The 17932-nt window shown below is 33.1% G+C and carries 12 protein-coding genes; all 12 read left to right on the top strand.

The features are described from left to right. The first annotated feature begins 220 nt into the window (after positions 1–220). A complete protein-coding gene (locus AAC084_RS07365) occupies positions 221–1579 on the top strand; it encodes an MATE family Na+-driven efflux transporter (protein ID WP_339838943.1) in 1359 nt (452 codons plus the stop codon). A 197-nt stretch (positions 1580–1776) separates the two neighbouring features. Continuing rightward, positions 1777–2463 carry a GNAT family N-acetyltransferase gene (locus AAC084_RS07360; protein ID WP_339838940.1) on the top strand — a complete coding sequence of 229 codons (687 nt, stop codon included), beginning with the start codon at positions 1777–1779 and terminating at the stop codon, positions 2461–2463. 74 nt (positions 2464–2537) lie between these two features. Beyond that, positions 2538–3080 (top strand): dihydrofolate reductase family protein, encoded by a 543-nt coding sequence (locus tag AAC084_RS07355; RefSeq protein ID WP_339838937.1) that lies wholly within the window; start codon positions 2538–2540, stop codon positions 3078–3080. A gap of 38 nt (positions 3081–3118) precedes the next feature. After that, a complete protein-coding gene (locus AAC084_RS07350; protein ID WP_339838934.1) occupies positions 3119–3670 on the top strand; it encodes a GNAT family N-acetyltransferase in 552 nt (183 codons plus the stop codon). 110 nt (positions 3671–3780) lie between these two features. Beyond that, complete coding sequence (locus AAC084_RS07345) at positions 3781–5319, top strand: sulfatase-like hydrolase/transferase (protein WP_339838930.1); 1539 nt, start codon at positions 3781–3783, stop codon at positions 5317–5319. A 287-nt stretch (positions 5320–5606) separates the two neighbouring features. Beyond that, a complete protein-coding gene (locus tag AAC084_RS07340; protein ID WP_339838927.1) occupies positions 5607–7451 on the top strand; it encodes a cystathionine beta-synthase in 1845 nt (614 codons plus the stop codon). Positions 7452–7727: 276 nt separating this feature from the next. Then, entirely contained in the window at positions 7728–8327 is a 600-nt protein-coding gene (locus AAC084_RS07335) for a GNAT family protein (protein ID WP_339838925.1), read from the top strand. A gap of 174 nt (positions 8328–8501) precedes the next feature. Continuing rightward, a complete protein-coding gene (locus tag AAC084_RS07330) occupies positions 8502–8930 on the top strand; it encodes a PH domain-containing protein (protein ID WP_339838923.1) in 429 nt (142 codons plus the stop codon). A 243-nt stretch (positions 8931–9173) separates the two neighbouring features. After that, entirely contained in the window at positions 9174–10172 is a 999-nt protein-coding gene (locus tag AAC084_RS07325; protein WP_339838920.1) for a sialidase family protein, read from the top strand. Positions 10173–10627: 455 nt separating this feature from the next. Then, positions 10628–11122 carry a MepB family protein gene (locus AAC084_RS07320; protein ID WP_339838917.1) on the top strand — a complete coding sequence of 165 codons (495 nt, stop codon included), beginning with the start codon at positions 10628–10630 and terminating at the stop codon, positions 11120–11122. 25 nt (positions 11123–11147) lie between these two features. Continuing rightward, positions 11148–11618 carry an OsmC family protein gene (locus AAC084_RS07315; protein WP_339838914.1) on the top strand — a complete coding sequence of 157 codons (471 nt, stop codon included), beginning with the start codon at positions 11148–11150 and terminating at the stop codon, positions 11616–11618. A gap of 181 nt (positions 11619–11799) precedes the next feature. Then, positions 11800–17880, top strand: coding sequence for an MG2 domain-containing protein (locus tag AAC084_RS07310; protein ID WP_339838912.1), 6081 nt, complete (start codon positions 11800–11802; stop codon positions 17878–17880). Positions 17881–17932 lie beyond the last annotated feature (52 nt).

The raw sequence follows: 17932 nt of genomic DNA, 5'->3' as shown, positions 1-17932 counted from the left end.
AACTAAAGTTAAGCAAAAACAGTATTTTTATCAAGGACTTGTGCAACAGGCACAAAACCTAAACGTAATGCGGACTTTAGCGCAAAACCGAAAGGTCTATGTATATTTATAAACTCGCTAAATCTTATAGATTTAGCTTTGGCCAAGAAAAAATAAAACTAAACAATAAGCTTTAGTTTCGTGCTCAGACGGAAACGAAAAATTTCCTTGCTTCCGAACTATGCTCAAGCGTTATGCAAAACATTCAAAGAAAACAATTCCCAATTTGACTCAAAATGGCATTTTAGTAAATCTGAAACATTTTAATATTAGACTATATTTTGTTTTAATATTGATATTGCTAGTACCATCCGTTTACAAAACTCTTAGAATTTATTATTTAGGTGAATTACCCAATGATTCAGGTTTCAATATTGCATCCCAAGTGTTATGGTTAAATGTCGCTTTTGAAGTTATTCAAGAAGCTTTAATACTTCCATTATTCTTTATTATTGGGAAATCTATAAAAGAAATAGCTATAGTCAGTAATAAAATAATTACCGGATTTATTACAATATCCGTTGTATATCTAATCCCAGTCATTTTTCTTATCTTAAATACAAATTCCATCTTGGCTCAGATGAATCAAATGTCACATTTGGTTGAGCTTTCATCTAAATATATTCAATTAGAATCTATTGCAATATTTTTATCAGTAGCTTTTAAATTTGCACTAATCATATTTGTGCTTTTGAATAAAGTTGGTAAGATTTTCTTATTGCTTCTTACACAAACCCTCTTAAGCGTCATTTTAGATTCTTTTCTTCTAAGTCAATTCTCATTTTCATTAAATATTGGTGTGATTGGAATCGCAATTGCCAACATTATAGTGGGCTTATTTATGATAATTCAAAGTTTCTATATGTTAAAAAAAGAGAACATTATTCTGAATAAAAAAAGATTAGATTTTACATGGCTACGAGATTGGTTCAAAATTGGTTATTTATCAGGATTAGAATCATTAATAAGAAATTCTATCTTCATATTAATTATTATTAGACTTATCAATTTGATTGAAGGCCAATCCTCTTTTTGGATTTCAAATAGCTTTATTTGGGGTTGGCTATTAGCCCCAATTTTAGCTCTAGGAGAGTTAATAAAAAGAGATGTGGGCGAGCGTAGAATATCAAAAAAACATATTTTAAAATATTCTTTTTTCGTTACATCAATTGTCTGTTTTATGTGGATTGCGACAATTCCGCTTTGGAGATTCTTTTTTACAAATGTAATGAATATCGAAAACCCTGATATAACTTTGGAAGTGACAAAACTAGCCATTGTATTTTATATCGCTTTTGCATATAACAATATTTATGATAGCGTTTTTTATGGTTTAGGTCGAACAGATGTCATGATGGTCCAGGCGATTATAGTAAATTGTATATATTATGGGTTAATAGGGTTGTTTATATATCTGAACCTCTTTAAATTGACATTAAATAATCTAATACTTATTTTTGGTTTTGGAATGTTATTGGATGCTATAATAACTTTTGTCATATACAAGTATTTATCATTAAGGAAAAAATTAGTTTTATAAATACTTTGCCTAAAATCGAACAAAATTAATTGCTGTGTTTTAGCACACTCACGAAAATCCTATCGGATTTTTTTACGAAAGTAATTATTTATTAAACTAGTTGCTTAAACAACTTAAGTAACCTTATACAAACCCCTTGTAACAATCTTGAATGCACCAAGGACTCTTCATATTTAAACTTAATTTCATTCATTTTAATGATAGATTTAGAACATCAATTAAAAAATCCTGTTTGGCATTCCTTAAAAGAAACTCATAAAAAATTTGTAGTTGAATTTAATGGAGTACAATTTTATAACCCAGAGATTTGCACTTTTGGGTCCTTTTTCGAAGAAACAAAAACAGCAAAAGCTTCAAATGAATATTTAAAAACTTCGAATGAATTCTTCTTCGTTTCAGAGAATCAAACACCAATAGTAGACGATAGCAAAGTTTTCTTAGAGAAAAAAATTGATGGTTGTCAAATGGTTTTGAATACGCTAACTGACGTTCAAATAACAGAAAAAATCGTGTTGTTAGACAATAGATTTATTGATGAGATTTATGATTTAATTTGGTTGGTTATGCCCGGTTACTATAAAAAAAGAACCATTGAAATGGGCAAATACTATGGCATATTTAAGAACGGTAAATTAGTTTCAATAGCCGGTCAACGAATGCAAACTAATCTTTTTATTGAAGTTAGTGCTGTTGTTACCCATCCTAACTATACCAGAAAAGGACTGGCAAAACAATTAATAGCATACAATACAAAAGAAATTTTAAAAGAAAATAAAACACCTATTTTACATACAAACAAAGGAAACTTAGCAATTTCTCTTTATGCAAAATTAGGTTATGAGTTAACTAGAAATATGAACTGGTGGTTGTATCGTAAAAAATAAGCTGAATAAAAAGCCAACTTACAACAAGGTGCTTAAAACCGTTTCATTCATATTGATAAGTGAAATACGAAAGAATGATGAGCAAAAAGAATAGCGTATTTATCGCAACAAGTTTAGACGGTTATATTGCTGACAAAAATGGTGGAATTGAATGGCTAAATGCTATTCCAAACCCAAGTAATGACGATATAGGATATGTGGAATTCAACAACGGAATTAACGCTCTAGTTATGGGAAGAACAACATTTGAAACCGTACTCGGTTTTGATGTTGAATGGCCGTATAATAAGCCAGTATTTGTATTAAGTAACAAACTAAAAGAAATACCTGAAAGTCATATTGGTAAAGCATTTTTAGTTAAAGGGACTTTGACGGAAATTTTAGACCATATTCACAAAAAAGGATTTTACAAACTATACATTGACGGAGGAACCACAATTAGTAGTTTTTTGAAAGAGGACTTAATTGACGAAATGGTGTTGACGACAATCCCTATTTTATTAGGTGGTGGTTCTTCTTTGTTTTCGGAACTTCCGAACGAACTGAAATTTGAACTAATTGGAACAAAAACATATTTGAACCAAATAACACAGAATCATTACATTCGATTTAAATAAATACGAAATGCCAAAGCAGGGTATATTTAATTAAAAAAATGAACGAAATCGAAATATTAACAGAAAGAATAAAATTGAGACTAATTACATTCTCGGATTTAAATTCGATTCATAAATTACATTCTTTACCTGAAACAGATGAATTCAATGCTCTTGGAATTCCAGAAGATATTGAAGAAACTAAAAGTATAATTACACCTTGGATTGCGGAAAATAAGTTAAGCAAAATAAAGAATTACACATTTGCAATTGAAAATCGATTAGATCGAGAATTCATCGGATTATTTGGACTTAAACTCGGAACCGAAAAATATAAACGAGCAGAGGTGTGGTATAAAATACATTCTGACTTCTGGAAAAAAGGTTACGCAACGGAATCTTTAAAAGCGGTAATAAATTTCGGATTTGAAAATCTTAAACTGCACCGAATAGAGGCTGGATGTGCTGTAGAAAATATAGGTTCCATTAAAGTTCTGGAAAAATCAGGAATGCTAAGAGAAGGAAGACTCAGACAAGTATTACCTCTCAAATCTGGTTGGTCAGACAATTTCGAATATTCAATACTTGAAACTGACGAAAGGAAAAAATAACTAAGCACAACACCCAATAAAAATAATTGTGTTTTAGTGTGAAAAAAAAGATTGTTGCGTGTTAGTTACATGCTGAGAAAACAAAATTGTAGTCAAACATAAAGAGAGATATGATAAGCAAGATTAGATTAAAAATAGAATTTTCAGTTTTTGCACTGCTATCAATGCTTTGTATAACTTCATGTAGTTCACAAGCAGAAGAAAATACCCCTCCAAACATTATCATTTTTCTAGTAGACGATATGGGGCTAATGGATACATCAGTTCCATTTTTGACAGATACAAATGGTAAATCGGTAAAATATCGATCGAATGATTATTATAAAACGCCTAATATGGAAAAGCTTGCAAAGCAAGGTGTTCGTTTTATAAATTATTATGCACATTCGGTTTGTTCACCATCGCGAACAACAATTTTAACGGGTCAAAACTCTGCTCGCCATGGGGTAACCAATTGGATTAAATCTGAGGAGAATAATCGCTCCGAGTTTGGACCTGCAAATTGGAACTGGAAAGGACTTACCAAAGAATCGGTAACACTTCCGAGAATCTTACAACAAGCAGGCTATAAAACAATTCATGTAGGCAAAGCGCACTTTGGACCGTTCGACAGCGAAGGGGAAAACCCACTTAATCTGGGTTTTGATATAAACATTGCCGGTAGCTCTATAGGGGAACCTGGCAGTTATTTAGGTACGGAAGGATTTGGACATACAGGAGGTAATAAAGTAAGAGCTGTACCAGGTTTAGAGAAATACCATGGTAAGGATATTTTTCTGACAGAGGCATTAACCTTAGAAGCCAATTTGGCAATATCTCAAGCTAAGGAAGAAGGCAAACCTTTCTTCCTTAACATGGCTCATTATGCTGTTCATGCACCTTTTTATTCAGATTCTCGTTTTGCCGAAAACTACAAAGACTTGAATATGTCTGAAAAAGCTCAAGCTTATGCAACACTTATTGAAGGCATTGATAAATCACTAGGGGATATAGTACAGCATGTGAAAGATCTGGGATTAGGAGAGAATACACTTATCTTCTTCTTGGGAGACAATGGTTCAGATGCTCCTCTACCAATTGAAAACAACTACAGTAGCTCTTCTCCCTTGAAAGGTAAAAAGGGTAACCATTGGGAAGGTGGCATGCGCGTACCATTTATTGCATCGTGGGTTTCGCCAAATGAAAATATATCCTGTCAAGAAAAAACCCCCATTGCAGCTAATGTCGTTCAAAAGCAATTAGGAACTATTATGGACATTTTTCCCACTTTGTGTAAAGTAGCAAATGTGAATTATCCTGAAGGTTATATTTTGGATGGATTTGCACTTCAAGATCAGCTTCATGGTCGACAAGACGTTAAACGTGATGAGCTATTTCTTAATCATTTTCCCCATAGTCATCGTTCCAGCTATTTTACTAGTCTGGTTAAGTCTGACTGGAAAGTCGTTTATCATTATCAAGTAGAAAATCAACCAGATTATGAACTATTCAATTTAAAAGAAGATCCGTTTGAAACCAATAATGTAGCCGATAAAAATAAAGAACAGCTTAATATTATGATGAAGGCATTATCCAATGAAATGGAAAGTAAAAAGGTTCTCTATCCTGAAAAAGAAGAACAGCCACTAGAACTAATTTTGCCCAATTAAACATTTCTATTGCACAGGGTTTAAAATATCATACCAATTTATCTTTCAAGAATTTGGAATCTGATTAAAGCACAAAAGCCATTAATTATGTTTAGACCATTGAGCAGATAGAACTAAATTTGAAAATGTGTTTATTCAGTAAAACAAATAGCGGTTCGTAGGTCAGGTGTTTCAAAATGCCCAACACCTCATATTCGAGATGTTAGCCACAATGTTAGAAAACGTCTTGTTACTCCTTTAAAAAAATCTAATTAGTGTATATTACTCACCTATCTAAAGGTGACATTATGCACGACAATAAAACGCTACATTATATTAAAGAGGAATTAGAAAACATGCCATCTGGCTGGTTGAGCCTAACAACACATCGACTAGATATTTATGATGAAAAATTAGCGAAAATTGAATTTCTAGAACAGTTTGAAATCTTATTTAATACCAATAATTCTGAATCATCGGCACTGAGTAAATTACCCACTGCTTACGATTATATTCGATTAGGTCATCCGTTATCTTCTATACTAGAATGGGCAGTTGCTAAATTAAATAATCAAAAACCAGAAAATGTAATAAGTTTTTCATCGAAGACGATTCCTATTTATGCAATTCTAAGAAGTAATTTATTATATAAGAAAAACACTCAAATTCTTTATACAGGCGAATTACCGGAATGTTTTGATGCGGAAATACTACGAAATATTTATGGTTATAAATTTGAGTTAAAGAAAGTAGAGAAAGTAGATGATATCTGCGAGTTTAATGGGAGTACAATTTTCGTTTCACAACAAGATGAAATGAATTCTATTGATATCACACCTAACATTGACTTTTTCATTGGTCTTCATTCTCACCTTGGAAGTATTCTATTGGTAAATGGCGCTAAAAATGAAAGCTATGTTTCAGAAATTCAGCACGTAAGAAGAAGAGAGACCATAGCTATGACCCCCGCCGATTCTCTTAATGCCTTAAAATTGCTAATAGACAAAACTTCTGTTCATATCATTAAAAGTAATGTAGAAGCGAATAAAACAAGTGTTCTAAATTCAATTAAAGCTATTACCGGTACGGATACAAAGCCGTTAGTTGCTTCTAGTGGACTTTCTATGCAATATTCTATTATGATGGGGCTAATTCACGATGCCCTAGAAGAACACAAAGGAAAAGCTATTAAAATCATAGTTCCAACAAATTGTTATGGTGGAACAAATGATCAAGCAAGGCGAGTGGCTGCCTGCCTTGATAATGTTGAAGTGGTAGATTTAGCAGTTGATGGAGATAATAATATGGTTCAAAGTATTGATATCGTTTTAAATAAAATTGCCAACGAAGATGCCGTCCCTTACATAATCGCAGAAATTCCAACAAACCCTAGAGTGGAAGTTCCTGATCTTATAATATTGAAAAATGTTTTAAGTGAAACCCGCAGAACTGTAACCGGTGAAATAGCTATTGACCCTGTTTTTATTCTAGATCAAACATTTTGTCCCAATGTGCACTTTTTAGGTGAAGATGACATACTCTCAACGGTCAGGGTTATTTCATATGTTAGCGGGTCGAAATTCCCTAGTGGCGGGCAATGTACGGCAGGCTACTGTATAGGAAATAAAAGAACTGAAGCTTTATTAGAAAAAATAGAACTGCATCTAAAACTTTGCGATAACGAGGCTACTGCTCTTCAAATGGAAATATTAGCAAAGCAATTGCCTTCAATGAATCAAAGAATTATTGATGCCTATAAGAATACCCGCGAATTTGTAACCTTCATTTACGATACTTTACCAGCCGCTAAAATCAATTTTGTATCAGAAGAATTGGCAAAACAAGGATTTACCCCATCTGTATTTTCATTAGACCTTCCAACTAAAGGTAAAACAGATGAAGAAAAAGAATCTTATAAAAGAGCGTTAAATCTTAAATTAATCAATTTAATGATTACAGAAATTCCTGATGAGAGTAAGTTCTGTGTAAGCTATGGGCAGTTAACTGGATGTTATTGGACAATACCTGCCACCTCTACTCAAGGAACAACTAAAGAAGGAGACAAAGATTATATTGTACGTGTATCACTTTCTCCTAATCTGGATATTGAACTGCATAAAAAAATATTTTTAAAATTTGTTGAAAATATTTGACTCCGTGAAGATGGTTAGAGTAATCTCTACTTAATCAAATTATTAAGTAGTTTATTTAAAATGTCATGGATTACTATAAACTAAAATGAAAAAATAAGTGCAAAACAAAAAGTTCTGGCTACGTGTGCAGACTGAAACATAAAGTTTTCTTTGTATTGCATCTTGCCAAATCTCGAAATCACTCTTACCTTTAAACTATTTTGTCTATCAAAATATCTTATCTTCAAATTAATAACCAAACATACGAGCCTAAACCATTGGCACCAAGCTTAAAAAATGAAAATAAAAATTCTAAAATCAGACATTCAACTTGAAAACGACAGAGTTTTACTTCTCCCCTTTGAGAATAAAAGAAATGAGGAGCTCAAAGAAATAATCTTCGATAAAGAAATTTGGAAATTTATGGGGATGAACATAAATAACGAACAGGGTTTTAAGAACTATATCGCAAAAACGATAAAGGACAAAAACAATCGTCTTTGTTATCCATTTCTAATTATCGACAAAGAAACTGATAAAGTAGCAGGTTGTACAAGATATGGAAATGTGAATACCGCTAATAAAAAATGTGAAATTGGCTGGACCTGGTATGGAACAGATTTTCAAGGCACAGGATTAAACAAAGCCTGTAAGTATGAACTATTGAAGTTTGGTTTTGAGAATATTGGATTTAGAAGAATACAGTTTAGTGCCGATAAAGAAAACTTAAGGTCACAAAAAGCAATAGAAAATTTAGGTGCTCAGAAAGAGGGCGTTTTTAGAAATAACTACGTCGCTCCAAACGGGGAAAGCAGAACTGATGTTTATTATAGCATTATAAAAGAAGAATGGAATTCGCTCAAAGCTGAACGTTTTCCAGAATTTTTAGTCTATTAAAAACCAAGTAGTACGTAAAAGTCAGTTGTCAACAATACCAATAATCAATGTAAATTTTAGGGCTTACGTCAAAGTTTATTTGTGTATATAAAGTCCCAATTACAATAGTTCTCGTGATGGTATTTTACGTTATACAGGGTGAAAATGAATTCTAATAAAGAGAAGTAATCAACAATGAAAACTTACAAATCAAAATTCGGATTTGAAATAATGTTGTTGATGATATTTATTTTTGGCGGTATATTAGGATTTATGGTATATCGAAACGAACCATTGCAGGCAATACTTTCGGTTGGCGGAATCTTTCTATTGGTCTATGGACTATGTTTGTACCTAAATTTTTCGACCGAATACACGATTACTGAAGCTGGAGTTTTAAAAGTAAAATGTGGTTTTTTCTACAATAAACAATTTGATATAAACAAAATCAGGTCTGTTGCCAAAACAGGAAATCTAATTTCATCACCTGCACCATCATTGGACAGAATTGAACTGACTTATGGAAAGTTTGACTTAATCATAATTTCTCCTAAGGACAAATTTGAATTCGCCAGAGAACTAACAAAAGTAAATCCTCGAATTGAGAACAAACTGAACGAATAAAAAACAACACCATATCAACACCAATAATTAATGCGGATTTTGGGGTTTATGTCAAGGTCTGTTTGTATTTATAAAACCCCGAAAGCTTTCAGGTTTTTTTTATATTATCTTCTAATTACAGAAAATCATAGAAGACTATAAAGAGGTATTAGGGTACTAAAGAAAATGTATCAAATCTACTTCACCAATACGTTTTTGCTAATTTTACATCTACTTAATCAACCACATAAACCTCAATCTATAATGTCAAAAAACAAAGGCAACGTTATCGTAAAAAATACGCAAATCATTATACTGCTTTTAAGCTTGTTGATTTTAGGCTGTAAAGAGAGTAAAGAATCCGAAACTATAAAATTAGATTTAGAGTCTAACCCTAGTAAAGTTGAACTATTTGCAGAAGGAATTGTATCTACCGGCTTATATGAGCGAGATATCGCAATAGCACCAAACGGAAATGAATTGATATACACTTTAGGAGATTATAAACAACAAAAAAGGTGTCTCATACAAATAGACAGAATTGAAGGCAAATGGAGTCAACCGAAAATAGTAACCCTATCTGGAAAATATCAAGATATAGAACCATTCTATACTGAAGGTGGGCAAAGGTTGTTTTTCGCCTCTAATAGACCTATAGAGAAAGACTCAACCAGAAATGACTATAATATTTGGTACAGTGATAGAGACGGGGATAAATGGAGCGATCCCAAAGCATTGAACGATAAAATAAATACTGAAGAAGATGAGTTTTATCCGTCACTTAGTAAGAATGGGAATTTATACTTTACAGCAACTAGAAAAGAAAGTATTGGTCGAGAAGATATTTTTGTATCCAAAAAAGTCAACGGTGAATATCAGGAGGCCGTAGTGTTAGATAGTACAATAAACACAGCATATTTTGAATTCAACTCTTATATAAATCCGGAGGAAAATTTACTAATATTCAGTTCATTTGGAAGAGAAGATGGTTTAGGAGGTGGCGATTTATATTATAGCATAAAAGATAAAGAAGGTAATTGGAGTGAATCAAAAAACATGGGGAAAAATATTAATTCACCTCAACTCGATTATTGTCCCTTTATTGATATTGAACGTAACAATCTATATTTTACAAGTGAAAAATTTGACCTAAATACTAGTAGAATTAAGACTGTTGAAGATTTAAAACTGTATTCAAATCAGACTAAGAATGGGATGGGAAATATTTATAGAATTGGGTTGGAAGAGCTAAAGCTAAACTAACATTGAGCAACGATTACAATAAACGTTTCCTTACTGGCTAGCCTATACATCAACAAAACAACTGATATTAAAATTAATGTAACCGAACAATAAAAATTCTCATATATTCCCTAATATCCCCCTATATCCTTGTCATAATACTATAATATTTTAAACTGTTTCACTACTTATTATATGAAGCTAAATTATTTAGATGATGATAGCTTTTAAATATGTATCGCTATTTCTATGAGTAATCGGAACAGCAGCATCGATTCAATACCTAACCAAATTGAATTACCAAATTCTAATGCGCACGGTAAAAATATAGTAATTTTAAATCCTCTGGAATAACGATTTATAAGTATACAATTAGCAGTAGAAAAAAGTATTGAAGGAGTTTAGAATAAAATTTGGTTGACACGTATATAGTGTTTAAAAATTAATGTTTCACAAAAACTGGTGTAACTCTATAAATGGAAAAAAATCTCAATCAAATAAGAATAGCCGTTTACGATAAAAGTTCCCTTAAAATTACTGACTTCGAACTTGAGTTAGAAAGTCAAGAATACGATGCTTGTCATTTTAAACTCAACGGAAAACATATTAAAAGTAGAACCGCTAAAATAACTCCTAAAAAAGTTGGCCAATTCGTGACATTCTGGAAACGAAATGGCAATGGACCAATTGAACCCTTTAATGTCGATGACCTTATTGATTTTTATGTTGTAAACGTACGAACCAACACAAGGTTTGGCCAGTTTGTTTTTCCAAAATCGGTATTGATTGAAAAAGGTATAATTTCTACGGGTGAGAAAGAAGGAAAAAGAGCATTCAGAGTGTATCCAAATTGGGACCTTGCAAAAAACAAACAAGCGGAACGAACGCAAAAATGGCAGTTAAACTATTTCTATGAAATTAGTGATTCAATGAGTTTCGATAAGGTTATACAATTGTATAATTCTATATAAAATTGCTAACTATATTTAGACGAAAATGAAAAAACATAATTACGAAGTCAAAGTTGAATGGACGGGCAACGAAGGAAATGGAACTCTCGACTACAAATCATACAACCGAAATCACACAATTATTGCCAACGGTAAGTATAGCGAGATAAACGGTTCATCAGACCCATCCTTTTTAGGAGATAAAACTAGGTATAACCCTGAGGATCTATTTCTTTCATCAATATCATCTTGTCATATGCTTTGGTATTTGCATTTATGCTCGGTGCACAAAATAATAGTGACAGAATATTTAGACCATGCAACCGGCATTATGCAAGAAACTGAAAATGGTAGCGGAAAATTTACTGGAGTTACGCTACATCCAAAAGTGAAAATTACCAGTTTAAATATGATTACTAAAGCGAACCAATTACATGAAGAAGCGAATAAAATGTGTTTTATTGCAAATTCTTGCAACTTCAAAATTGAACACAAACCGCATACCTCTGTAGCATAAATTATCTAAAACATACTATTTACAAATTCCTTTTAAAAAAACAGTACACCTATAGTACCAATACTAAACTATTTTCATTTCGCATAAAAGAATTCCGTACTCCCTAAACCAAAACCATCTTTCACTCATTTTTCATTGTTATAAATATTAATTTGGCACAGTTTTGTATTGTAATTTTACTATGATGAAAAATATATCTATTGTACTCAGTTTAGTTCTTTTTGCCCAGTTTACAAACGGACAAAAAGATGATTCTTATAAAACGTTATGGGATAAGGTTGAAAAACTAGATGATGAAAATCTTTCTAAATCAGCTTTAAAACTAGTTGAATCTATATCTAAGAAAGCAAAAGATGAAAAAAATGATGTTCAGACGATAAAGGCACTTCTTTACAAATCTAACTTTGTAATGGTCCTAGAAGAAGATGCCCAATTAAGCATTGTCAATGATTTTAAAACTGAAATCACAGCTGCCGAAAGCCCAACAAAAAATATTCTACATAGTTATTTAGCAAATCTGTATTGGCAGTATTACCAACAAAATCGGTATCGTTTTTATAATAGAACAACAACTGAAACAAAAATCGATACTGTAGATTTTAGAACCTGGGATTTAGATACACTATTTAAAGAAATTGATCATCATTTTCAAGCTTCATTAGAAAATTCTTCTGAAACTCAAAAACTACCTATTTCTTACTTAGATGAGATTTTATATAATGAGGAAGAAACTAGGGAATACCGACCTACTATATTCGATTTACTGGCGCATAACGCATTAGATTTTTATACCACCAACGAGAATACCATTAACAAACCTGCCGATATCTTTGAAATTGACGATGCAGAGGTGTTATGTGAAGCCTACTCCTTTAGTTTTTCAAATCTTGAGAGTGATGCCACAACTTCGCTACAATTTAGAGCTCTTATTATATACCAACAATTAGTATCATTTCACTTTAGCAATCCTGATATTAAACCATTGGTTTTAGTAGATATAGAACGCTTGCTTTTTATTCATAAAAATGCCACTTTCAGTAATAAGGATGAGTTGCTTCTTGATGTCCTTCAAAATTCTGCAGAAAACATAAAGCATAGTCCACTTTCCGGGCTGTACACTTATGAAATTGCACTATTTTATCAGCAACTGGGGCTTACCTACTCACCTAAAACAAATGAGAAACACCAATGGAAGTTAAAAGAAGCCGCTACACTTTGCGATGCCATAATTACTAAATTCCCAGAAAGCTTAGGGGCAAAGAAATCCACAGTCTTAAAATTAAACATAAAGGAGTCAAATGTACAATTGACCACCGAACAGCACATACCTACCAACATAACTAGTCGCTTATTGGTCAGATATAAAAACTTTGAAAATCTAACTTTAAGTGCTTATAAAATCACCAAAAAACAATTAAAAGAGCTAGATAAATTATATCCCGAAGCTAAAAAACAGTCTTTTTTAAAAAATTTACCTATTGCCAAAACATGGTCTGCATCACTAAAAACAGAAAACGATTTTCAAACGCACAGTACAGAAATCCTTATGCCAGCATTAGAAAATGGATATTATGCTATTGTAGCAGAACCAATAGACAAAAAAGATAGTTTATTCAGTTACGCCACGGTTCAAGCGACCAATTTGGCTATAAGTGAGACACAAACAAATACGCACCAATTCTATCAAGTATTTGACCGTACTAATGGAAAACCGATTACAAATGCAGAGGTAATCTTTAATTATCGTAAAAATTACAATTCCCCATCAAAGCAGGTGATTTATTTTACGGACACTAAAGGAAGTATTTCTATTGAAAAAAATAAGGATAGCTGGAACAGTATAGATGTTACCATTAAAAAAGATAACGATACTTCTTACTTCGGAGATTACTACATCAGTAGAGGCTATTCTCAAAATAGGGAAACTGTAAACCATACATGCTTTCTATTTACAGACCGAAGCATTTATCGGCCAGGTCAGCCCTTATACTTTAAAGGTATCGCGATACGACAAGAAAATGGCAAATCGAGTATATTGGATAATAAAACCATACAGGTTAAACTACATGACGTTAACGGACAAGAACTACAAACCAAAACCTTAAGCACTAACGAATATGGTTCGGTTTCAGGTGAATTTATATTGCCTATAAACGGACTTACTGGAATGTTTTCAATTCACGTAGATTCAGATGAAATTGATTTAAATGGGTATACCAGCTTTTCAATTGAGGAATACAAACGACCAAAATTTGAGACCTCTTTTGAACCAATTACTGAAACTTACAAAGTTAATGACAGTATTAATGTAACTGGCAAAGCTACCGCTTATGCCGGCAGTTCTATATCTGACGCAAAAGTGGTTTATAGAGTTAAACGAATAGTGAACTTGCCCAGATGGTATTACTGGTTTAGACCATACTTTAATAGCACTCCACAAGAAATTACCCATGGCGAAACAACAACCGATACATCAGGAAACTATCAAATATCGTTCAAAGCCATACCAGATAACAGCATTGACAAAGAGAGCTTACCAACGTTTAACTATGAAGTTACTGCCGATGTTACCGACATTAATGGGGAAACACGCAGTACAGTTACAAATGTATCTGTAGGCTATCACGCCTTAAATGTAAACTTGGTCATACTAGAAACGATAGACAAGACAATCAAGAATAATACATTCAGTATATCAAGCACCAATTTAAATGGTGAGTTTGTAGCGGCAACTGGCAATATAAAATTATATAAGCTAGAAGCGCCCGACAATGTTTTACGACCTAGAACATGGCCAGCACCAGATTACGCAGGTTTTTCAAAAGAAACGTTTAAAGAGCTTTATCCGCATGACGCTTTTGAGAATGAAGACAATCCTGTTAATTGGAAAAAGGGCAAAGTAGTATGGCAATCTAATTTTGATACTGGGACATCTATTGAGATGAATTTCGGCAAGACGAAGAATTGGAAATCCGGAAAATATAGTATGGAACTAGCTTCAAAAGATAAATTCGGACAAACCGTTAAAGATGTTGCCATTATTACCGTTACTGGGAATGAAGACACTTTGGCGGACAATCAATTATTTGAAATTAAAACGGACAAATCGCAGTACAAGATTGGCGACATCGCTCAAATAACATTTCTTTCAAGCGCTAAGAATCTCAACATAACCATTGTAACAGAAAAAAAACACCATGTTATAGATTCTAAGGTAATAGTCTTAAACAACAATTCTAAAACCATTTCTGTACCTGTTACAGCAGATGATTTAGGAGGATTTAGTATTAATTACAGTTATGCATTTGCTAATTACTTCGAATCAAATAATTATAATATTCAAGTACCCTGCCCTGCAACCGATTTACAAATTGAGACGATATCGTTTCGAGATAAATTAGCACCTGGCACAGATGAAACATGGTCATTTAAAATAAAAGGCTCTAAGGGAGAGAAAGTTTCCGCTGAACTCTTAGCAAGTATGTATGATGCCTCTTTAGATCAATTTAAACCACATTCTTGGAACTTTAATCCCTTAAGCAAACCAACATATTACTCAAATTTCAGAACTATTGCACAAACCAGCTTCTCGACCAGCAGTTTCTATTCGTTTCAAGGCTATGACCAATTAAGTTATTCTCCATTAAATTTTGATTCTTTTAATTGGTTTGGGCTAAATTTTGGTTCTTACGGTATGTTTTCTGAATCACGTAAAATGAAAAGGTCGGCTTCATCAGCTCCGTTAGCAAGAGGTATAATGAATGATGGTGCTGAATTAGATGAAGTTGCTATAACGGGTAATAATGTTTCAGATGAAATGGAGGCAGATTTAAACGCCCCAATGCAGCCAGAGGCTGATGAAGAAAAAACAGATTTTGATTCAGTTACTATTCGTAAAAACCTTCAAGAAACTGCTTTTTTCTTTCCAAAACTCGAAACGGACAAGGAAGGTAATGTTTCCTTCAATTTCACAACTCCAGAGGCGTTGACACGATGGAACCTGCAACTATTGACACATACCAAAGAATTGGAAAGCACTATTAAAAATCTTACCACAGTAACCCAAAAAGAATTAATGGTTACACCTAATGCGCCCCGTTTTTTACGCGAAGGTGATGAGATTATTATAAGTACAAAAATCTCCAATTTAACTAACAAAATACTTTCTGGGCAGGCTAAATTAGTATTGGTAGATGCAATGACGGGTTCAGATATTTTGAATCAATTAATCAAAACCATCGCAGGTGAAACTAACAATGCTTTTGATGAACGTTCATTTGAGGTAGACTCCATGGGGAATACTCAAGTATCATGGAAACTGAATATACCTAAAGGCCTACAATCTGTTCAATATAAAATAATTGCAAAAGCAGGTGATTACTCAGATGGGGAACAAAATATGTTACCGGTATTAACGAACCGAACTTTGGTTACCGAGACCTTACCGATGTGGGTTCGTAGCAACCAAACGAAAACCTTTGTTTTAAATAAGTTGAAGAATCTTCCGGTCGGTTCTGCTCGAGGGACTTTGAAGCATCACAAACTCACCTTAGAGATGACTTCCAATCCTGCATGGTATGCCGTGCAGGCACTACCCTATTTGATGGAGTATCCTTATGAATGTAATGAACAAACATTCGCAAAATACTACGCCAATACACTGGCTAGTCATATCGCAAATAGTAATCCTAGAATTCAAGAAGTTTTTGCGCAGTGGGCAAATTCAGATGCATTACTTAGTAATTTGGAAAAAAATCAAGAATTGAAATCCCTTTTAATTCAAGAAACTCCTTGGCTGCGTGATGCAAAATCAGAAACCGAACAGAAAAAGCGAATTGGACTATTATTCAATCTAAATAAAATACGGAACGAACAAGAATTAACGCTAAACAAATTGAATCAGAATCAAAAACCGAGTGGTGCATGGCCATGGTTCAACGGCGGTCCAGACAATAGATTTATAACACGACACATCGTTACAGGTTTAGGTCATTTAAATCATTTGAATGTCACTTCCGCTAAGCTCAGCAATCAATCAAAAATGATTGAAAATGCTATTTCATATTTAGATAAGGAGTTTGTGGAAGAATATGAATCAATGAAGAAGAACACTGCAGATATAAATAATGACCACTTAACTGCAACCCAGATTCAATTTTTATATATGAGGAGCTTTTTTAAGGATATAGAGACCCCTAAAAAAGTAGATGAAATAACAATATATTACAAAAAGCAGGCGCAAAAATACTGGATGAACAAAGGACTGTATTCTCAAGGAATGTTGGCCTTAACTCTTTACCGCAATAAGGATGAAAAAACCGCATCTAAAATACTGCGCTCCTTAGAAGAAAATAGTATTACTAGTGATGAACTAGGTATGTATTGGAAGAAAAATACGAGCTCTTGGTTTTGGTATCAAGCACCAATAGAAACTCAATCATTATTGATAGAGGCTTTTTCTGAAATACACCCAACAGATATAGAAACTATAGATAATCTAAAAATTTGGCTACTTAAAAATAAACAAACCAATCAATGGAAAACAACAAAAGCAACTACAGAAGCGGTATATGCTTTATTACTTCAAGGTAGTGATTGGTTATCGGTAACCGATGCTGTTGATGTTTTAGTTGGCGGAGAAAAATTAGAACCATCAACATTAGAAAATGTAAAAGTTGAAGCAGGAACAGGATATTTCAAAACATCTTGGAACGGAACTGAAATAGCACCTAAAATGGGTGAAGTGCAAATTACCAAAAAAGGAAATGGTATTGCGTGGGGAGCTTTATACTGGCAATATTTCGAAGATTTGGATAAAATCACGAGTGCCGAAACTCCGCTTCAATTAAAGAAAAAATTATTCTTGAAGAAGAATACGAAGACAGGTGAAGTGATATCTGAAATCACCGATACCACCTCTTTAAAAGTCGGCGACCTCGTTCGAATTAGAATAGAATTAAAGGCGGATCGTGATATGGAATTTATACATATGAAAGATATGAGAGCGGCAGGTTTTGAACCTATCAATGTTATTTCTCGATATAAGTGGCAAGATGGTTTAGGCTATTATGAGAGTACGAAAGATGCAAGTACAAATTTCTTTTTCGACTATTTACGTAAAGGCATTTATGTATTTGAATATGATGTACGCGTAAACAATGCAGGTAATTTCAGCAATGGCATTACCACCATTCAAAGCATGTACGCACCAGAATTCAGTAGTCATAGTGAAGGGGTACGTGTTTCGGTAGAAAATAAATAATACTTAATCAAAAACATAAACATAAAAAAAGGCGCTACTCTGTAGCGCCTTT

The organism is uncultured Maribacter sp., assembly GCF_963977385.1.
Lineage (GTDB): Bacteria > Bacteroidota > Bacteroidia > Flavobacteriales > Flavobacteriaceae > Maribacter.
Note: the sequence above shows the minus strand (reverse complement) of the source record. Positions and strands in the feature narration are given on the sequence as shown.